At 43.3% G+C, this 19,148-nt stretch carries 18 protein-coding genes and 1 pseudogene; 7 read left to right on the top strand and 12 right to left on the bottom strand.

All coding sequences use genetic code 11. The features are described from left to right. Window positions 1-1,202, bottom strand: a pseudogene (locus tag EXA13_RS06460) (methyl-accepting chemotaxis protein); the annotation flags it as partial. Between the two features lie 257 nt (window positions 1,203-1,459). Then, entirely contained in the window at window positions 1,460-3,091 is a 1,632-nt protein-coding gene (locus EXA13_RS06455; RefSeq protein ID WP_238132443.1) for a methyl-accepting chemotaxis protein, read from the bottom strand. A 764-nt stretch (window positions 3,092-3,855) separates the two neighbouring features. Here EXA13_RS06455 and napG point away from each other — a divergent pair. Continuing rightward, window positions 3,856-4,626 carry a ferredoxin-type protein NapG gene (gene napG / locus EXA13_RS06450; protein ID WP_238132442.1) on the top strand — a complete coding sequence of 257 codons (771 nt, stop codon included), beginning with the start codon at window positions 3,856-3,858 and terminating at the stop codon, window positions 4,624-4,626. A gap of 1 nt (window position 4,627) precedes the next feature. After that, window positions 4,628-5,476 carry a quinol dehydrogenase ferredoxin subunit NapH gene (napH, locus tag EXA13_RS06445; protein WP_238115950.1) on the top strand — a complete coding sequence of 283 codons (849 nt, stop codon included), beginning with the start codon at window positions 4,628-4,630 and terminating at the stop codon, window positions 5,474-5,476. Between the two features lie 180 nt (window positions 5,477-5,656). Here napH and EXA13_RS06440 read toward each other — a convergent pair whose 3' ends face one another. The 6 genes from EXA13_RS06440 to napF form a co-directional block, all read right to left on the bottom strand. After that, window positions 5,657-5,791 (bottom strand): TIGR02808 family protein, encoded by a 135-nt coding sequence (locus EXA13_RS06440; protein ID WP_238115949.1) that lies wholly within the window; start codon window positions 5,789-5,791, stop codon window positions 5,657-5,659. A 15-nt stretch (window positions 5,792-5,806) separates the two neighbouring features. Then, window positions 5,807-6,385 (bottom strand): NapC/NirT family cytochrome c, encoded by a 579-nt coding sequence (locus tag EXA13_RS06435; protein ID WP_238132441.1) that lies wholly within the window; start codon window positions 6,383-6,385, stop codon window positions 5,807-5,809. A gap of 32 nt (window positions 6,386-6,417) precedes the next feature. Further along, on the bottom strand, window positions 6,418-6,873 hold the full coding sequence (locus EXA13_RS06430; protein WP_238115947.1) for a nitrate reductase cytochrome c-type subunit: 456 nt from the start codon (window positions 6,871-6,873) through the stop codon (window positions 6,418-6,420). Between the two features lie 76 nt (window positions 6,874-6,949). After that, a complete protein-coding gene (gene napA, locus EXA13_RS06425) occupies window positions 6,950-9,439 on the bottom strand; it encodes a periplasmic nitrate reductase subunit alpha (protein ID WP_238132440.1) in 2,490 nt (829 codons plus the stop codon). Beyond that, window positions 9,436-9,741, bottom strand: coding sequence for a chaperone NapD (locus EXA13_RS06420; RefSeq protein ID WP_238132439.1), 306 nt, complete (start codon window positions 9,739-9,741; stop codon window positions 9,436-9,438). The genes napA and EXA13_RS06420 overlap by 4 nt, the downstream gene beginning before the upstream one ends. 15 nt (window positions 9,742-9,756) lie before the next feature. After that, window positions 9,757-10,239, bottom strand: a complete 483-nt coding sequence (napF, locus tag EXA13_RS06415; protein ID WP_238132438.1) for a ferredoxin-type protein NapF — start codon at window positions 10,237-10,239, stop codon at window positions 9,757-9,759. A gap of 301 nt (window positions 10,240-10,540) precedes the next feature. Here napF and narQ point away from each other — a divergent pair, with 301 nt between their 5' ends. After that, a complete protein-coding gene (narQ, locus tag EXA13_RS06410) occupies window positions 10,541-12,250 on the top strand; it encodes a nitrate/nitrite two-component system sensor histidine kinase NarQ (RefSeq protein WP_238115955.1) in 1,710 nt (569 codons plus the stop codon). A 1-nt stretch (window position 12,251) separates the two neighbouring features. Beyond that, window positions 12,252-12,887 (top strand): response regulator, encoded by a 636-nt coding sequence (locus tag EXA13_RS06405; RefSeq protein WP_238115943.1) that lies wholly within the window; start codon window positions 12,252-12,254, stop codon window positions 12,885-12,887. A gap of 92 nt (window positions 12,888-12,979) precedes the next feature. Here EXA13_RS06405 and dcuC read toward each other — a convergent pair whose 3' ends face one another. Both dcuC and EXA13_RS06395 read right to left on the bottom strand, forming a co-directional pair. Next, on the bottom strand, window positions 12,980-14,347 hold the full coding sequence (dcuC, locus tag EXA13_RS06400) for an anaerobic C4-dicarboxylate transporter DcuC (RefSeq protein WP_238132437.1): 1,368 nt from the start codon (window positions 14,345-14,347) through the stop codon (window positions 12,980-12,982). A gap of 284 nt (window positions 14,348-14,631) precedes the next feature. After that, on the bottom strand, window positions 14,632-15,753 hold the full coding sequence (locus EXA13_RS06395; protein WP_238115941.1) for an acyl-CoA desaturase: 1,122 nt from the start codon (window positions 15,751-15,753) through the stop codon (window positions 14,632-14,634). Window positions 15,754-15,916: 163 nt separating this feature from the next. On the opposite strand from EXA13_RS06395, the gene EXA13_RS06390 reads away from it, so the two are divergent. Next, entirely contained in the window at window positions 15,917-16,450 is a 534-nt protein-coding gene (locus EXA13_RS06390) for a GNAT family N-acetyltransferase (protein ID WP_238115940.1), read from the top strand. 68 nt (window positions 16,451-16,518) lie between these two features. Then, complete coding sequence (locus tag EXA13_RS06385; RefSeq protein WP_238132436.1) at window positions 16,519-17,115, top strand: beta-phosphoglucomutase family hydrolase; 597 nt, start codon at window positions 16,519-16,521, stop codon at window positions 17,113-17,115. Between the two features lie 70 nt (window positions 17,116-17,185). Here the strand turns inward: EXA13_RS06385 and EXA13_RS06380 are convergent, their stop codons facing one another. After that, window positions 17,186-17,659 (bottom strand): FKBP-type peptidyl-prolyl cis-trans isomerase, encoded by a 474-nt coding sequence (locus EXA13_RS06380; RefSeq protein WP_238115938.1) that lies wholly within the window; start codon window positions 17,657-17,659, stop codon window positions 17,186-17,188. Window positions 17,660-17,674: 15 nt separating this feature from the next. Next, window positions 17,675-18,307: a thiol:disulfide interchange protein DsbA/DsbL gene (locus tag EXA13_RS06375; protein WP_238115937.1), complete on the bottom strand. Its 633-nt coding sequence runs from the start codon at window positions 18,305-18,307 to the stop codon at window positions 17,675-17,677. A 139-nt stretch (window positions 18,308-18,446) separates the two neighbouring features. Between EXA13_RS06375 and EXA13_RS06370 the strand changes: the two genes are divergently transcribed. Beyond that, window positions 18,447-19,118 carry an OmpA family protein gene (locus tag EXA13_RS06370; protein ID WP_238115936.1) on the top strand — a complete coding sequence of 224 codons (672 nt, stop codon included), beginning with the start codon at window positions 18,447-18,449 and terminating at the stop codon, window positions 19,116-19,118. Window positions 19,119-19,148 lie beyond the last annotated feature (30 nt).

Genomic DNA, 19,148 nt, shown 5'->3' with positions numbered 1-19,148 from the left:
GCACGAGCGGCTTCAATGGCCGCATTGAGTGCCAGCAAATTGGTTTGGTCGGCAATATTGCTGATCACATCCACCACCATATTGATCTGCTGTGCTTGTTGCTCCAGCTCTAAGACACGTTGTTCTGCTTTTTCAATTTCTTGTGTGACTTGAGTAATGGCCTCTGCGACTGCAGCCATTTGGTTGGAGCCTGAAGTGGCTTGTTCATTACTGTCTCGCGCTGAGTCAGACGCTACTTCTGTGTTGCGGGCCACTTCAGCAACCGTGGATTTCATTTCAGCCATTGCAGTGGCAATTTGCATCACTTCTTCTTGCTGCTCTTGCATACCGTGTGAGGTTTGCTCTGATACCGCACTGACTTCATCAACGGCATGAGCAAGCTGAGTCGCACCGGCCACAATTTCTTCCACTGTGATGGCGAGGTTATTTTGCATGGTGCTACAAGCATCGGCAAGGTTACCCAGTTCGTCTTCACCGATCTCTTGTCGGTTTAAAGTATGGGTAAGGTCGCCACTGGCAATCGCTTTGGCTTGTACTACAACCAGTTGCAGTGGACGGCAGATTAAACTAGAGAGTAATCAAGTCATTACCACCATGAAGATTAGGATGGCAAGAATGCAAACAAGAGTAAATTGAGCGATATCCCCCAGTAAACCTATCAAACCTGAGCGATTTTTATCGACAAAAGAGAGATTGAGTTTGAGCAGCTCATCAACGGATTGTTCGACATTTTCGTAGATGGTTAAGGTGGCATTCATATCATTGATGGCTTGGTTGAGGTTGTCATTCAACACATCATCATTGAATGAACTGAGCGCTCGTAAGTATTCTTGCCAAGAGTTTTTTACCGGCATGTAAATGGATCGTTCATGATCTCCCCAGATACTGCGTTCATAACGATTGAGTTGATCTTGGATTTTACGTTGAATGTCATTCATCCATTGAATATCAGCTTTAATGGCTGAATCATCGGTTGCAGAGAGAATGCCAAGCTGGGCACGACGAACAGAGGCCATATTGTACTTGAGCTCATTCACCATCATCATGGAAGGTAAAGTATCATCAGTGAGATTCAATACATCCTCTTCAATGGTATTGAGGGCACGGTAAATATAGAGACCAAAAACAATATTAGTTAAGGCAATAATACTAAACGCAAGTGCAATCTTATTGCGTATCGCTAAATTTTTTAAAAACGACATAAAAGTGAGTGACCTCGTGGTAACAAGTAATTGGTCACATCCATATGATGAAAAGAGTAATCCGTATGATTGGGTGGAATGTAAGATTTTTCCCACCCTGTTAAGGCGGCGGATTCTAGCATGAAGTTTCCCATCAAGCTAAAAAAATGTGATCTATATAACAGTTGTTCATATTGATTGGCTAAGCGAAAAAATAGCGAGCATCAAGCTCGCTATTTTTTCTGGTCATCTTTATCCGGATCTAAGAGGAATGTTACTTACACTTGGAAACGGTTTACCGTATTTTGCAATTGAGATGCGAGCTGACTTAACTCAACACATGCTTGTGCTGCGCTGGTTGAACCTTCCGCAACTTGTTTTGCTGATTCATTAATGCGTTCAATGTTGCGGCTTAACTCCTCACTTACCGAATCTTGTTCACCACAAGCACTGGCAATTTGAATGGTCATATCCGCAATTTGTGCACTTTGCGTACTGATGTGTTCAATGGATTTTTGGGTTTGGTGGCTTTGCTCGACACATTGCCCCATTAACTCACTACTGTGCGCAGTGGCTTCACGAGCTTTAACGGCGCAGGTTTGGAGGTTTTGAATAATGGTAACAATATCGCCGGTTGATTGTTGAGTTTTCCCAGCTAAAGCACGGACTTCATCCGCGACGACCGCAAAGCCACGACCTTGCTCACCAGCACGAGCGGCTTCAATGGCCGCATTGAGTGCCAGCAAATTGGTTTGGTCGGCAATATTGCTGATCACATCCACCACCATATTGATTTGTTGTGCTTGTTGCTCAAGCTCTAAGACGCGTTGTTCCGCTTTCTCAATTTCTTGAGTCACTTGAGTGATGGAATCTGCGACAGCTGTCATCTGTTCTGAACCTGAAGTGGCTTGTTCATTGCTGTCTCGCGCTGAGTCAGATGCCACTTCTGTATTACGAGCGACTTCGGCAACGGTGGATTTCATTTCAGCCATCGCGGTGGCGATTTGCATTACTTCTTCTTGCTGCTCTTGCATGCCGTGTGAGGTTTGCTCTGATACCGCGCTGACTTCATCAACCGCATGAGCCAGTTGGGTGGCACCGGCAACAATTTCTTCCACTGTAGTTGCGAGGTTGTTTTGCATGGTGCTACAAGCATCGGCAAGGTTGCCAAGTTCATCTTCACCAATCTCTTGTCGATTTAAATTGTAGGTGAGATTGCCTTTGGCAATCGCTTTAGCTTGTGCCACAACCAACTGTAACGGACGGCAAATGAGGCTAGATAGTAGCCAAGTCATCACTGCCATAAAGATCAGGATGGCAATAATACAAGTTAGAGTAAATTGGGCAATGTTCCCGATTAATTCGGTCAGGGTTGTGCGGTTTTCATCAGCATAGGAGACATTTAATTGAAGTAATTCATCCACCGCGACTTCGGTTTTCTCATAAGTGGCCAGTGTTTTTTGCATTTCACTGACGGCTTTATCAATATTGTCATTTAACACATCACTATTGAATGACTCAAGATCACGTAAATAGGTTTGCCAGTTGTTCTTTATTGCAAGGAATTTTGCTCGATCGGTTTCGTCCCAAAGTGTGCGTTCATAGCTGGCTAATTGCTCTTGAATTTCTTTCTCAATGTCACTCATCCACTGTATATCAGCTCTGATTGCCGAATCATCAGTAGCGGAAAGAATGCCAAATTGGGCGCGACGAACGGAGGCCATATTATATTTCAGATCATTAACCATCATGAGGGAGGGTAATGTGCTATCTGTTAAATCTAATACATCCTCTTCAATCATATTGATTGAGCGATAAATATAAATACCAAAAGCAATATTGACTAAGGCAATAATACTAAAAGCAAGCGCAATTTTATTACGGATTGCTAAATTTTTTAAAAACGACATAAAAGTGAGTGACCTCGTGGTAACAACTAATTGGTCACATCCATATGATGAAAAAACTATCCTGATAAACAGTCGATGCGTAAGAATATTCCGACTGCAATATGAAGCGAAGTCTAGCATGAAGCTCAATTTCAAGCTAAGAAAACATGATATTGCTCACAATTAATTGTACGTTTTTCCTTACGTTTTCAGGTTAAGTTTGGACGGGAATATGTTAATAGATGTGTATGAAATTTTATTTTATCGAAATTTTTTTTCGGTGAGGGAATAATCTGATCTAGTTGTCATTATTATTGCTAGTACGTGTGAACTTATTGTGTCTTAAATAATTAAATTAACGATCTGTTATCAATATTTTTTATGGATTAACTCGGGTTTATTTTGGGTGATGAATGGATTTATTTAATAATATTTTTGAATGAATTTGGTTTTTTAATGAATATTGTCAATGTGAAATCAATAAAATTCATACCATTGTTAGAATGTGAGATGGGTGACTCTTTAATCTTGATCTAACACAACAACCTATCGGATTACCTCTTTAGAGGGATAGGAATCACCCCGTATATTTATACAGTTGTTCTATCCTTTCTATACCCCTTAAAAATGTATTGTCTTTCTGTGCCTATAAGCTTGATAACGTGGTGTCTATTATCGTTATAGTCATTGATGCAGCCAAAGGTAGCCCAGTAATGCTCATTTGGTATTCCATGTAGGGTGGGGAAGTCTTAATCAATGTTGTATCGACATATGAGGTAAGTGTCATGAGTATTCGTAGTCCGAATAAACTATCAGAGAGCCGCCGGCGGTTTTTACGAGACTCTATTCGAACGGCTGTTGGTGTTGGTGCATTTGCGACGGTGCTGGGTGTTCAGTCGTTACAAAGCCAAGCAAGAGAGGGTAGCGGCGTGCCTCTTAGGCCGCCTGGTGCACTACCTAAAGGTGCGTTTGAAAAAGCTTGTACTCGTTGTGGCCTTTGCGTCAAGGCTTGTCCTTATGACACACTCAAACTGGCGACGCTACTTTCTCCGCTAGAGTCCGGAACACCTTACTTTCACGCTCGTGATATTCCCTGTGAGATGTGTGAAGACATTCCCTGTATCGTCGCATGCCCAAGTGGTGCATTAGACCCTAATCTGACTAATATTGATGATGCAAAAATGGGGATAGCCGTACTTATCGATCATCAAACCTGCTTAAATTGGCAGGGACTTCGCTGTGATGTTTGCTATCGGGTTTGCCCGTTAATCGATGAAGCGATTACGCTTGAATATGTTCGAAACGAGCGTACGGGCGTGCATGCTAAGTTGATTCCTACCGTTAATCCTGATCAATGTACGGGGTGCGGAAAATGTGAGGAAGCGTGTGTGACGGAGGTGGCTGCGATAAAAGTGGTTCCCAGAGATTTAGCCAAAGGGAAAATGGGCGATCACTATCAATTAGGATGGGAAGAGATCACAAAATCACTTCAGAATCGTGCCCCTGATACCAGTGATATTCCTGCTGGCGCGTTAGAAAGCTTAGGAGGACATTGAGATGGCGAAAAATCTGGCAAAACATGCGGGTAAAGAGGCCGTTGAACAATTGGGTTGGTGGCCTGCGCATCGTTTTCTTATTCTCAGGAGGCTCTGTCAAATCAGTATTATCGTACTGTTTTTACTCGCCCCGACCATTAATATATTGCAAGGTAACTTATCATCCAGTGTGTTACTCGATACCGTCCCTTTAACTGATCCGCTGATCTTTTTACAGATACTTTTTAGTGGGCATATTCCGGAATTAAGTGCCATTATCGGGGTGCTTATTGTGGTGACTTTTTATGCATTGGTTAGCCCCCGCGCTTTTTGTGCTTGGGTTTGCCCAATGAATATGGTGACGGATATTGCGGCTTGGTTAAAACGGACATTTGAAATCAAAGCCAGTTATCGTTGGAATAATCAGCTACGGTACTGGTTAGTTGCAGCATTATTACTAGGCAGTGCATTATCTGGTAGTTTACTGTGGCCATGGATTGATCCTGTTGCGACGTTACATCGGGGCCTTATTTTCGGTATAGGAATGGGTTGGATTGTTGTGCTACTGGTTTTCCTGATGGATCTATTATTGGTGGATCACGCTTGGTGTGGTCACCTTTGCCCACTTGGTGCGACCTATGGGGTCATTGGGCAAAAAAGCATATTGCGAATAAAGGTGGTGAACCGAGAAGCCTGTACTAAGTGTATGGATTGCTACCATGTGTGTCCTGAACCTGATGTGCTCCGACAGCCTTTAAAAGAGGGGGAGCCTAAAGTGATGGATAAGAACTGTATTAGCTGTGGGCGCTGTATTGATGTATGCCCAGAAAAAGTCTTTGCATTCACTAATCGACTGACTGATAAATCTTAATCATATCCTCATACTCCATTCCTGATCGTGAGTTATTATGCATTTCTAATAGCAGGGATAGGTGTGATGTGTCTATTCCTCGTTCAATAAGGGAATGACCAATGAGGGAGAAAGGGAGTGTGTTATTGATGTATTTTGAGCCCCTAGCCAGAGAATTTGGTTAGGGGCTCTAGTTTTTGTTTACGAATTTTTATCTTTGGTTATGGACAGTAACCACAGAGATACGATGGCGACACCGAGAAACCCACTCAGAATAATCACCGGCATGGCACTGTACCCCAGAAAATACCAGATAAATGACTCTAAACGACTCATTGCTTAACTCCTTTGTTATTGCCAGCCTTCGACACCATGCATATCAGGCAAATTATGCGCAATACCTCGATGGCAATCGATACAGGTTTTTTCACCAGAAGCCAAGGCGGTAGAGTGCTGCCTAGCACTGATGGTGCTTTGTACTGAAAAATCCATATAATCAAATTGGTGACAGTTACGACATTCCAATGAATCATTATTTTTCATTCGAGCCCATTCACGCTCGGCTAAGTGAGCGCGCCGTGCTTGAAATTTCTCTGGTGTATCAATCGTTTTTAAAACCAAATGCGCAAAAAGTTCTTTGGATGCTTGTACTTTTCGAACAATCTTATCGGTCCACTCATGAGGAACATGGCAGTCGGAGCAGATGGCTCGAACCCCTGAACGGTTTGAATAATGGATGGTTTCTTGTATCTCAGCCACGATAGGGGCGTGACATCCAGAACAAAACTCTTCAGTATTGGTGACTTCCATTCCTGTGTTAAATGCCCCCCAAAACAGTAAGCCCCCCATAAACCCCATAAACAGCACGACACCCACTGCAGCTTTACTTGGAGTCGTAAGCCGTCGCCAAAACGCTTTAATTAATTTCATACATTGCCTCTTTGTTTAATCTGCCGCTTGGGTTAATTGAGTGCATCGACGCTTTTAAAGCGGTTTTCAACTAATGGTTTTGCATCGGTTTGTGGAACATGACATTGCAGGCAGAAATAGCGTCGTGGTGACACGTCTGCGAGTACGGCATCTTCTCGATCAACAAAGTGGGTAACGCTGATTTTAGTTGCACCCATTACTTTCGCGTTTTTCCAGCTATGACAGCTAAGGCATTTATTCGCATTGAGTGAGACTTCATAGTTACGAATATCATGTGGAATCAAAGGAGGTTGGTAGACAAAATCGGCATCCAACACCTGTTCACGGGGCAGCCTCTTCATCTCTTCTGCCGGCGGGGTTTCTGTAATGTCTGTCATACCACGTAATGATTCAAGGCTGCTTAGCCCGAGTGGGGTATCCAGTTCAGCTTTGGCAATACCAGTCAGGATAGCTCCAAGAACCAGTAAGCCAACGAGTACTTTTTTCATATCTATTTCTCCGCCTTATGGCTAAATTCTGTATAAAGGCTGCTCAAAGAGCAGCCAAGTGAGTCAAGCTAATTCGTTAGGCCACTTTGGTGATTTTGACCGGACATTTTTTATAGTCGGTTTGTTTCGATAGTGGGTCTGTTGCATCCAAAATCAGTTTGTTAATCAGAATTCGCGCATCAAAGAAGGGAACAAAAACTAATCCACGAGGGGGCTTGTTCCGGCCTCGAGTTTCGACACGAACGCGGACTTCTCCTCGTTTATTTGAAATCAAAACTTCATCGCCTCGACGTAACCCGCGGGCTACCGCATCTTCATGGTGCATGAAACAAACGGCATCCGGAACAGCTTTATACAATTCAGGAACGCGACGTGTCATGGTGCCAGTATGCCAATGCTCTAATACTCGACCAGTGCAGAGCCATAAGTCATATTCTTCATCTGGTACCTCTGGTGGTGCTTCATAAGGTGCAGAGATAATCCAAGCTTTACTATCTGGTTTGCCATAGAAATCCCAACCACTACCAGCTTTGGCGTAAGGATCCGAGCCTTCTTTAAAGCGCCATAAGGTTTCTTTTCCATCCACCACGGGCCAGCGTAGGCCGCGTACTTGGTGATACCTGTCATAAGGGGCGAGGTCGTGTCCATGACCGCGGCCAAATGTGGCATACTCTTCAAATAATCCTTTTTGTACGTAAAAACCAAAGTGTTGAGAATCATCATTCAGTTCTTTGGCCTGCTCAACAGGGAATTGGTCTACTTGTCCATTTCGATACAACACATCAAACAGCGTTTTTCCGCGATATTGTGGTGTTTTTGCTAGCAGCTCTTCTGGCCACACTTCTTCCACTTTAAAGCGTTTAGAGAACTCCATCACTTGCCATAAATCCGATTTAGCTTCGCCCACTGTTTTAACTTGCTGATACCAAGCTTGAGTTCGACGCTCCGCATTACCATACGCCCCTTCTTTTTCTACCCACATTGCGGTGGGTAAAATCAAGTCAGCAGCTTGAGCTGTTACCGTGGGGTAAGGGTCTGATACAACAATAAAGTTTTCTGGATTACGATACCCAGGAAGACGTTCATTATTAATGTTTGGCCCTGCCTGCATATTGTTATTGCACTGTACCCAGTAGCAATTTAGAACACCATCGTTGAGCATGCGATCTTGTTGTACAGCATGGAACCCTGGTTTTTCAGGGATTGTACCTTCAGGCAGTTTCCACACTTTTTCGGCTAATGCTCGGTGTTTTGGATCGGTGACCACCATATCGGCGGGTAAGCGGTGGGCAAAGGTTCCGACTTCTCGTGCTGTACCACAGGCAGAAGGTTGACCAGTTAATGAGAATGGGCTGTTGCCCGGAGTGGCTATTTTACCTGTCAGTAAGTGAAGGTTGTAGATTAGGCTCTGCATCCATACACCACGGGTGTGTTGGTTGACGCCCATTGTCCATAATGACATGACTTTAGTGTTGGGGTCAGCATATTGCTTCGCTAAGGTAATCAGTTTATCTACAGGAACGCCCGACATTTCGGATGCTTTTTCCGCCGTGTATGGGGCGACAGACTGCTTATACTGCTCAAAATCAATATTACTGATATCACCTGAGTTAGCATGTTTGGCTTTTTGCTGTAATGGGTGCTCATCGCGGAGGCCATAACCAATATCTGTGATGGCCTGTTTGAAATGAGTATGTTTATTCACAAAGTCCCAGTTCACGGCATCATTTTGGATGATGTAATTAGCAATAAAGTTCGCGATGGCTAAATCGGATTGAGGGTGGAAAATGTACCCGTGATCCGCCAGCTCGAGTGAACGATGATAGTAAGTCGATAGAACGTTTACTCTGACGTGAGGATGGCTGAGGCGTCGATCTGTTAGACGAGTCCAGAGTACTGGGTGCATCTCGGCCATATTCGATCCCCAGAGTACGAAGGCATCCGCATGTTCGAGATCATCATAACAACCCATGGGCTCATCAATACCAAAGGTACGCATAAAGCCCACAACGGCAGAAGCCATACAGTGACGTGCATTCGGGTCAATATTATTGGAACGAAACCCCGCCTTCATCATTTTTGCAGCTGCATAACCTTCCATAATGGTCCATTGGCCTGAGCCAAACATCCCAATACTAGACGGCCCTTTTGCTTTCAGAGAGGCTTTCCATTTCTCGGCCATAATATCGAATGCCGTGTCCCAAGATACAGGGGTGAAGTCGCCATCTTTACTGTATTTTCCATCTTTCATGCGTAGCAAAGGATGAGTTAAACGGTCACGGCCATACATGATTTTAGAGAGGAAGTAGCCTTTAATACAATTGAGGCCTTTGTTTACCGGGCCATCAGGATCACCTTGAGTGGCGACGATTCGGCCATTTTGTGTACCGACTAAAACAGAGCAGCCAGTTCCACAAAAACGACAAGGCGCTTTATCCCACGTTATCTTATTTTGATCTGAACTGGCGATCAGATTAGCTGCAGAAGCCGGTAAGGTGATTCCGGCCACGGCGGCCGCTGATGCGGCTGCGTTTGCTTTCACAAACGCTCGTCTTGTCATTTTCATACATCACCCTCAAGTTGTGAATGTGGATTTCCAGTGTTGATATTGGTTTCTGGTAAAAGGGTATCAATTTGGTGATACACCAAAACCACACTCAATACGTGTGGTAAGTTATTGATGGCATCGATCGTTTCTGTCACAAAGCCTTGGCTTTCGGTTTCGAGTACGACGATAACTTTGCCTTCCGGACTGTCGCCATAAATTTCCGCTTGCTCAAAGTCATTAATTTGCGCTTTAACTGCATCCAAATGCTCTGGCAGGGTGTGAACGATTAAGCTTGAAATATGTACTTCATTGAGTGACATGATGTCCTCTTATCGTTATTGATGATGGTTGACACTGATGGCTGACGTTGGGCAAAGAGAAACACAAGCGCCACATCCCGTGCAGTCATCAAGGTGGAGTATGGGCTGGGCAACTTTACCCAGTTGAAGTTGAAACTGTATGGCTATCGGTTCACAAACCTCACCACAGCTTCGGCACTCCACATTTTGTTTCGCAAGGCAATGGTCACTGATTGCTATTTTTGCTTGCCATGGTTGTTCTGACTGTGGAAGAAAAATGGGTTCAGGACAAATAGCGGCACACTGATAACAAAATGTGCACTCGCCATGCTGAAAATCAACATGGGGATACCCACCATCACCATTGACAATGATTTTTTGCTCACACACCGTTTGGCACTGACCACAACGAGTACATAAATCGGTAAACGTCTCGGGTTGGGCAACCCAAGGGAGGCGAAGCGTTGAAAGCGTCGCTGATTTACGTGAGAATAAACGTCGTTTTGAAAGGTCTACCACAAAAGCTCACTGCCTTGTTATGTTGTGACATTACTCACTGATATCAGTGAGGCTTAATCCATTCTTATCCATACACAAATTGTAGTTTTTGCCTTCACTGTATAAATACCTCCAAGGGGGTAATTACTGGTCAATATTGTTTTCGATCAATAAATTCCAGCGAGAGTGATCACATATTGTTAGTATTGATAAGCAAGATAAAACTTAAGTGTAGTGGTCGTTCTGGAAAATCACCAAATGGATGATGGCTACAAGGGGAAAACCCCATCGTCATAGCGTTATGATCGGCGGAGAAATTGTATTGGGTAAGCAGGTAAAAAAGTCAGTAACACGTATTATCGCTAAGTCGATGTTATTGATTTTATTATTGTCGATCGTGACAACGGGATTTGCTATTTTGACTTTAGCCTCGTCATTAAATGATGCTGAAGCGGTAAACGTGGCGGGTTCTATGCGTATGCAAAGCTATCGGCTTGCTCACGATATTCAAAGCCATTCCACTGACTATCGCACGCATATTGAAGATTTTGAGCATTCGCTTTATTCCTCATCGATGCAGGGGTTACAACATTGGTCTGTTCCTGTGGAAATTACTCAAGACTACTCTCAGTTGGTTGCTCGTTGGAAGGGACTGAGAGCAATCTTAAAAAGTGCTAATAATTTGGCCTATCTGGATGAAGTGGAAGGGTTTGTTGGAGAAATTGATCAATTTGTTTTTAAGCTGCAGCAGTTTTCTGAGCAAAAACTGATTAAATTAGCGTGGGTTGGGGGAATTGGGTTAGGAGGTGTTTTGTTCATTTCCTTGTTTGTTATCCACTATATTCAAAAAGAAGTCGTTCGACCATTACGTGCTTTAGTTCAAGCCAGTGAGCAAATTCAGAATCGATCGTTTAATATTCAGTTAGAAACTTCTAGCCCGAATGAGATGGGCATTTTGATGCGAACCTTTAACGGGATGGCGGGGGAATTGGGGAAACTCTATCATGGGCTAGAACAAGCTGTGAATGAGAAAACCCATAAACTGCAACACGCTAATCAATCATTGCAGGTCCTTTACCATTCATTACAAGAGCTCACCGCATCGCGGATTTCCCTCGATAACTTTCAAGCCATTTTGCGAAATATGGTCAGTATTGAAGGCGTTCATGCTGTGCAACTACTGATTGAAGAAGAGGCGGGGAAAGGTGTCGTTTTATGTGAAGGGCAGTTTGTTGGAGAAAGTAGCTGCCAGCAGCCTTTGATTCTGGATGGTCAGCATCTTGGCGAGCTGTATTGGCAAGAAGGTCAACCGACTCCTGATGCCGCGTTGATGGATAACTTTGTGCATATTTTATCGCGGGCGGTGTACTACAATTGGGCGCAAAAACAAGCAGAACAGTTATTGTTGATGGAAGAACGAACCACTATCGCTCGTGAACTACACGATTCTTTAGCGCAATCTCTCTCTTATTTAAAAATACAGGTTTCTTTACTGAAACGAGTGATTAACAAATTAGACCAAGGTTCGAAAACGCAGCAAGCCACCACGATCCTTAATGATATCGACCAAGGGTTATCAGGGGCTTATACTCAATTACGTGAGTTGTTGACGACTTTTCGATTAACGATCAAAGAAGGTACCTTTGGCCAAGCGTTACAAGAGATGATTCGCCAATTAGATGAGCAAACCGAAGCACAGATTGTGCTAAATAATCAACTCTCTTCACTTGAGCTGGATGCCCATCAACAAGTTCATCTGATGCAATTGATGCGTGAAGCCGTAATTAATGCCATGAAGCACGCTCAAGCAAGCGAAATTCATGTTGATTGCTATGAAGATGAAGAACATGTTGTGGTTACCATCGAAGATAACGGCTGTGGATTTGATGTGCCACAGATGAAACAAAACCATTATGGTATGAGTATTATGCAAGAGCGGGCAGCACGTTTAAATGGTGAGCTTTTTATTGAAGCAGCTCCGGCCTCTGGTTGTAAAATCACCCTTAAATACCCCTGTGCAAAGGATAGATAATTTGACTAAATGTAGAATTTTGCTGGTAGATGATCATCCTCTGATGCGTCGAGGGATCCACCAACTTCTCAGCTTGGAAGACGAATTTGAGGTGATCGCAGAAGCCAGTAATGGTTCAGACGCGATTGCTCTTGCCCATGAGACGGATCCCGATATGATTCTGTTGGATCTTAATATGAAAGGAATGTCTGGGCTAGATACTCTGAAAGCACTTCGTACCGATGGGTACAGTGCTTCTGTAGTGATCTTGACGGTGTCTGATCATGCTGGAGATATTGAAGCTTTAATTAAAGCGGGAGCCGATGGTTACCTGTTGAAAGATACAGAGCCGGATGAGCTCATCAACTTGTTAAAACAAGCCATGCTGGGGGATAAAGCTTATAGTGCCATTGTGGCAGAGTATTTACTGCAACGCCGCCATCAGCCCGATGTTTTTGCCTTGCTGACGGATAGAGAAGCGCAGATTTTAGCGGAAGTGGCGAAAGGCTTTCGTAATAAGCAGATTGCTGACCGTCTGTTTATTTCCGAGTCAACCGTTAAGGTTCATATGAAAAGCTTATTGAAAAAGTTACAGGTACCTTCACGAACGGCTGCGACCGTACTTTATTTAGAACGTTATGGTGAAGTTAAATCTTAATTTATCCGTACCGTTGTGATATTAAGCCATTTGGGAATGCAAAGAAGGGCGCTAATTGAGCGCCCTTCTTTATAGTGAGTTGAATAGTCCGCTTAACTTGCCATTGGAACCAGGATCATGGTGCCAATCATGACGGTAAGTAATCCAGCGATGACAGGAACCGATGTGCGTTTTACTACTTCAAATGGGCTGATATGAGCCATCCCTGCGGTCGCCACTACCACGCCTGAAACAGGGGAAATGGTACGGCCTAAATTAGATGCTTGTAGCATTGGGATTATCAAAAATGCTGGGTTGACGCCCATTTTTGCGGCCAATGAAGGAGCCAATTCGACAAAAGCGTAGAAAGGGGCGTTACCAGACCCTGTTGCTATCGCCGCAGCCATTGTCAGAATTGTTAAGATGATCATGAGTGCTAAGCCGCCCGCACCAGCGGTTTCTGCTAAGCCGAGTAGGTTATCAATCGCTCCAATTGACATTAAACCTTGAGCGAATACTCCTGCAGCAACCAAAAGCATCACAACCCCTTTAAACGCTTCTGCCATCCCTTCATAACAGGACTCCAAGTCCTCCAAGGTTTTTTTACCATCAAAACGTTTGGTGATGAAATCTACGAGTGCACCTGCAAAAATAGAGACCACGACAATGGTATAAATATCAAGGGATAAGCCTGGGATGGTTTCTCCATTAAATAGAAACACTCCAATAATAGGAAGAAAGGGTAATACGGCGTAATACGCGGGTGCATTGACTTCAATTGCTGAAACATCAATACGTTCCATTGGGGTATTGTCGCGTTTATCGAGGTATTTATTCCAGAAAAAAGTGGCTGCAGCCATCACAATAATTGCACAAATAGAAACGGGTAATACGGTTTCAACAGCAAATACGTGCAAAGCAAGGCCTGATTTCTCTGCGGCAATCACCACATCGCCAGAAGTCGGCGATAAAATAATAGCCGCGGGGGAAGCACACACGGCAACAGCGGCTGGGCGAGAAATCCCCATGGCTGTCATCATCGGGAACAAGGTTGCCATCAAGAGAACTCCAAGCCCTGTTGCAGAACTCACCGCCAGCGACATTAGACAGGCAACAATGTACGCTGCAACTAGTAGAACATAAGGAGAACGGATGACAGAAAGGGGTTTAGAAAACTGTTTGACCACGACATTATTGGCACCAATGTGTGTCATATAAGCCGCAAAACCACACAGCAGCATGATTTGCATTCCTAAGCCACCGCCGCGGTTTTGCAAAGTAAATTTCACATATTCCATGGAGTCGGTGACAAGGTTACCTGTTGCGGTAATTGAGGAAGGAAGGACGTCATAACCCAATATCCCTGTCATTAACAGTAGCGCAATCCCTGCCGTTAGGAGTACCCCAGCGGGTTTGTATCCCTTAACGATAAAATAACCGACAGCAATGGTCACAATTGCGCCGATAAAAAGCTCTAGCATAGTGATCTCCAGTCAAATATGTTGAGTTGTAATAGTCTAATACAATTTATAACTGAGAATTTACTCAAAACAAGAGTTAGAGACGAGGTAAAGTTGCGATTTGCATGATCTAAGACAAACAAAAAAACAGAGAAAAATAGAAAGCAAAGGATCAGGTTATTTAAGTGGTTTTTGGTGGTAAGTTTTGTGTTAAATCTATTTACTAGATGTATTGAATAGTATGAGGCTAGGTAATCATATAAAAATAAAAGTGACAGCATTGTCACTTTTATTCGTAAAGTGCGTTAAGCATAGTGCTTCGTGATCAGTGTCCAACGCTGTTTTGTTTCTTGAAAGCGCTGTTTTACCTGGAAATAACGAATTTTCAATAAGGCGCGTTCATAACTTTTAATGGCAGAGTTTGCCTTACTTTCTAGTAACTGTTTTTTTATGTCATAGTAGTCATGTAGCTCTTCGATAAAAGAATCAAACTCTTGTTGAATATGGGTAAACATGTTTTGCAGGTGAGGCTTTTGACTCAGGTGAGCTTGAGCGAGTTTTAAGCGCATTTCTGCTCGAGCTTTTTCAACGTTGAGCGGTGGAGCAATGCGTAACTTTTTGGCCAATCCCAACCAAGCGCAGAGCTTGATGAGCCATTTTGATGGGTCATATTGCCACCAGTAAATTCCATTTCTATAGTCATTTTCAAAGATATGATGGTAGTTATGGTAACCTTCACCAAAGGTAAAAAAGGCTAAAATACCATTGTCGCGTGCTGTATTCTTGTTGGTATAAGGCTGTTTGCCCCAAATGTGAGCCAATGAATTAATAAAAAATGTGGTATGGTGGTTGAGTACTAAACGGACGGCTCCAACAATAAGCAACATCCCCATCATGTCTTGATACCACCAACCTAAAAATAGTGGCACTCCGATATTCATCATGATGGCGAGTGGGACATAATAATGGTGTTGCCACATCACTATCTTATCTTTTTGTAAATCTCGGCAGTTACTGTAATCGGAATAACGGTTCTGATTATAGTTCCTCAGCATCCATCCAATGTGAGAGAACCAAAAACCTCGTTTGGCGCTGTAGGGATCTTTATCATTTTGATCGACAAACTTGTGGTGGACACGGTGATCAGAGGCCCAATGTAATGCACTATTTTGCAGAGCGAAAGCGCCGCCTAATGCGCACAGTAACCGTAGTAACCAGTGTGCTTCAAAGGTTTTATGCGACCAAAGTCGATGGTAACCAATGGTGATTGATAGATTACAAAATGAAAAACAGACAAGTAACCAAAGTAGGTGTTCCCAACCATAACCAAATTGCCAGCCATACCAAGGCGTGACAAAAGCCGCCAGTATAAAACTTAGCGAGAAAATCATTACATTGAGCCAGATCAACGGCGGTTTATTGACCATAAAAGCATCCTTTTAGCTTACAGTTGTGCGCTAGAATATCAGCGTACACGTGTAAGTCAAATAGGTTTAATTAAAATGTGATCAGTCTGTTTTGCTTTTACTGTGTAAATGAATAGTATGAAGTGGAGTTGGAATAACAACAGGAAGTGATAAGGGCTATAAAATGGAAATAAAAGTAGCGGAATATAGTGATTTTGACAGGATTGCACATTTGCATGCGCAAAGTTGGCAGCGGCATTATCAAGGTATTCTTGAACAAGATTATCTGGATAATGATGTCTTACAAGACCGTCTATTGATCTGGCAGATTCGACTTACTAACCCACCTTATAACCAACATATTTTGTTGTTGGAGGAGCAAGGCCTCTTGCTCGGGTTCATTTGTGCGTTTGGTAATCATGACGTAGAAAAAGGGACGATGATTGATGCGTTACACATTAATCCTGAATTTCAAGGCCAAGGGTTGGGGAAAAAGCTGATTAAGGCCATGATCGAATGGATGGAGCATTACTTCCCGAAGAACGGGGTTTATTTAGAAGTGGTAGAGAAAAATCAATCAGCTCTGGATTTCTATGATCATATGGGAGGGAAAAATGCATGTGAAAAAATATGGCAAGCTCCCGGAGGTCATCGACTACCGGAAAAAGTCTTTACTTGGCAATCACCCAAAGCGATGCTGCAGGCAATAAGCGGATAGTATGTAGGAGTCCCCTTGATAAATAGAGCACATGAACAAACGATGTGGCTCATCAGTTGGAGAAAATAATGTCACTAAATTTAAGTCGCTACAAAGGGATCATTTTCGATATGGATGGCACCTTAATTGATACTATGCCTGCACATATTGAAGCGTGGCGAGCAGCGGCTGAATATTTTCAGTTCCCTTTTGATGCTCAGTGGTTACATAGCTTAGGGGGAATGCCGAGCGTTAAGATTGTTAACGAAGTAAATGAACGTTTTCAACTATCGTTAGACCCTCAGCAGGTTGCTCAGTATAAAATGCAAGCTTTTGCCAAATTGGGTTCGGATAGCCCTTTAATTGCCGAGACTTATGCCATTTTTTGCTCACATGTCGGTGAAAAGAAAATGGCGGTAGGAACGGGAAGCCAGCGACAAAGCGCAACGAAGTTACTGACTCAGGTTGGAGTGCTGGAGAAATTAGATGCATTGGTCACGGCTACGGATGTGACCAATCATAAACCTCATCCGGAAACTTTCTTGCGAGCCAGTGAACTGCTTAACCTATCACCTCAAGAGTGTATTGTTTTTGAAGATACGGCGCTGGGGATGCAGGCCGCCCATGCAGGTGGTATGGATTGTGTGATGGTGACCAAACATGGCTTAGAGTTTCACGCAGCTTAAGGCACAACATTTAGTCAGCAATGTCAATGAGCAGTGAACACTGCTCATTGAACATTATAAGAAATGGTCGTTATTGAATCTCGAGTAGTTCAACATCAAAAATTAATGTTGCAGCTGGTGGTATCGGGCCTGATCCATTTTTACCATAAGCTAAGTGACTGGGGATAAAAAAGCGCATTTTCTCGCCTTCCACCATAAGTTGGACGCCTTCCTGCCAACCTTTAATCACTTGGTTTAAACGAAAAGTAATCGGCTGATTACGCTGAATCGAACTGTCAAAAATGAAGCCATCAAGGAGCTTGCCTTCATAATGTACGGTAACGTGACTGCTTGCCATTGGGTGTTTTTCCCCTGTTCCTACTTGTAACACCTGATACTGCAAACCACTTTCTGTGGTTGTTACCTCATTTTTCTGTCCATTTTTCAGTAAGAAAGCTTTACCAAGAGTGAGGTTTTGTTCGGCTATTTTGCTGTTATTCCACGAGCGATAGATGAAAAAGCCGGCCAATAATAGGGCAATAAGAAGGAAGATCACTTTATTCATAGCCAGTTGCCTTTATTAAGATTGTTTGAGCAAGTAAGCAATAGTATTGGCAATACTATTGGCATCTTTATGCCCACCAGTGAGGACCTGATATTTTCCTTTCACGATAAAAGTAGGTACGGCATTGATTTGTGATTTTTGTGAAATCTCACCAGCGAGGGTGAGCATCTCCATCAATTGTGTTTGTTGTATTTCGTCAAAATCATAAGGGCTTACTAGTTGACGTTGATGAAAGGTTTGATCAATAGCTGCTTTTCTTGCTTCTGGCGTCATCCCTTCTGGTGCTTGGATAGCGGCAAACAGATCTTCCATCATCGCTGAATCTGGTACGGCTTCTAACTGCATCACGGCGCTGTAGTAAAGCATGGCGCTGATTTGGGCTCCTTGATTAAAGGTGACATGAAGTTTGCCAAAATGCTCATCCGTCATTTTTTCTAGATCAGGAATAACATGTTCCATGGTTCGGCAATGTCCACAGGTGAGTGAGAAAACTTCGGTGACCGGGGCGAGTCGATAGGTTGTGAGGTTAGTGGGTAGCGCTTTGTAATGTACCCCTTCGGTAGGTTTTGTGTCTGCATTATCGCTACAGCTTATGAGAGCGACAAGGCTAAATAAAAGGGTAAATAAACGACAAACCGATGTTTTCATAAGGCATCCATAACAGTAGAAAAGAGAGGGTTAGTCTAACCAGTAATTTTTATGAGGCAAACCGCATAAGGTGAATTTGTTAGCAAGACAGCATAAAGTTTTACCGCGTTGGCCGATAACACAAAAGAGATGAGAAAAAGTGAGTACAGAGTTGATGAAAGGTTGCACACTATTATTATGCCTATTGTTATCAGGATGTGGTTCTTTTGCCGCTGACCGGATGTTTAGTAGTAATTTATTAGATACAGCACCACAAAATGATGTAGAAGTGCTTTATCCAGACTGGAGTGGGCCGAGTCAGTCAACCAAACCACAGACGAAGTCGTCCGTGACGGTGAAAACAGCCCCCAATGCTACGTCACAAAACTCCCGTTCTACTTTTGAAACACAGCCATTATTGGCTTTCTTGGCAAGCCATGGATTTGAGTATGAATTACAACCTGGAGAGCATACTCTTGTGAAGCTAAAGCGAACGGCTCTTTTTAAAACAGGGTCGGTTCAGCTGTCAAACGATGCAATTCGTTGGGTCAGTGTTTTAGGGCGTTTTCTCGCTCAATATCCGGCCATTGATGTCGTGGTTGAAGGTCATACTGATAATACGGGTTCTGAGCGATTAAATGATGGGTTATCGCTGCGTCGTGCAGAAGCAATAAAACGAGTATTAACAGAGCAAAAAGTGGCGAAAGAGGCCGTTTATACCCGAGGGTATGGTGAACATCTTCCGTCATGTCTCAATAGCAGCGCCAAAGGTCGAGCTTGTAATCGTCGAGTTGAGGTATCGTTGATTATTCCGGAATATCTTGCTAAATGAGAAAAATATCAATCATTGCAGCGAATGAAT

Origin of the sequence: Vibrio cincinnatiensis (genome assembly GCF_022113815.1) — a bacterium.
GTDB classification, from domain to species: domain Bacteria; phylum Pseudomonadota; class Gammaproteobacteria; order Enterobacterales; family Vibrionaceae; genus Vibrio; species Vibrio cincinnatiensis_A.
This window is presented reverse-complemented; position numbering and strand designations above follow the sequence as displayed.

Coding starts and splice junctions, on each gene's coding strand:
- EXA13_RS06440 (WP_238115949.1), bottom strand. CDS start 5,791: ATGAGTCGTTTAGAGTCATTTATCTGGTATTTTCTGGGGTACAGTGCC.
- EXA13_RS06455 (WP_238132443.1), bottom strand. CDS start 3,091: ATGTCGTTTTTAAAAAATTTAGCAATCCGTAATAAAATTGCGCTTGCT.
- EXA13_RS06395 (WP_238115941.1), bottom strand. CDS start 15,753: ATGGTCAATAAACCGCCGTTGATCTGGCTCAATGTAATGATTTTCTCG.
- EXA13_RS06430 (WP_238115947.1), bottom strand. CDS start 6,873: ATGAAAAAAGTACTCGTTGGCTTACTGGTTCTTGGAGCTATCCTGACT.
- dcuC (WP_238132437.1), bottom strand. CDS start 14,347: ATGCTAGAGCTTTTTATCGGCGCAATTGTGACCATTGCTGTCGGTTAT.
- EXA13_RS06375 (WP_238115937.1), bottom strand. CDS start 18,307: ATGAAAACATCGGTTTGTCGTTTATTTACCCTTTTATTTAGCCTTGTC.
- napH (WP_238115950.1), top strand. CDS start 4,628: ATGGCGAAAAATCTGGCAAAACATGCGGGTAAAGAGGCCGTTGAACAA.
- EXA13_RS06390 (WP_238115940.1), top strand. CDS start 15,917: ATGGAAATAAAAGTAGCGGAATATAGTGATTTTGACAGGATTGCACAT.
- EXA13_RS06435 (WP_238132441.1), bottom strand. CDS start 6,385: ATGAAATTAATTAAAGCGTTTTGGCGACGGCTTACGACTCCAAGTAAA.
- napG (WP_238132442.1), top strand. CDS start 3,856: ATGAGTATTCGTAGTCCGAATAAACTATCAGAGAGCCGCCGGCGGTTT.
- EXA13_RS06380 (WP_238115938.1), bottom strand. CDS start 17,659: ATGAATAAAGTGATCTTCCTTCTTATTGCCCTATTATTGGCCGGCTTT.
- EXA13_RS06385 (WP_238132436.1), top strand. CDS start 16,519: ATGTCACTAAATTTAAGTCGCTACAAAGGGATCATTTTCGATATGGAT.
- EXA13_RS06420 (WP_238132439.1), bottom strand. CDS start 9,741: ATGTCACTCAATGAAGTACATATTTCAAGCTTAATCGTTCACACCCTG.
- napA (WP_238132440.1), bottom strand. CDS start 9,439: ATGAAAATGACAAGACGAGCGTTTGTGAAAGCAAACGCAGCCGCATCA.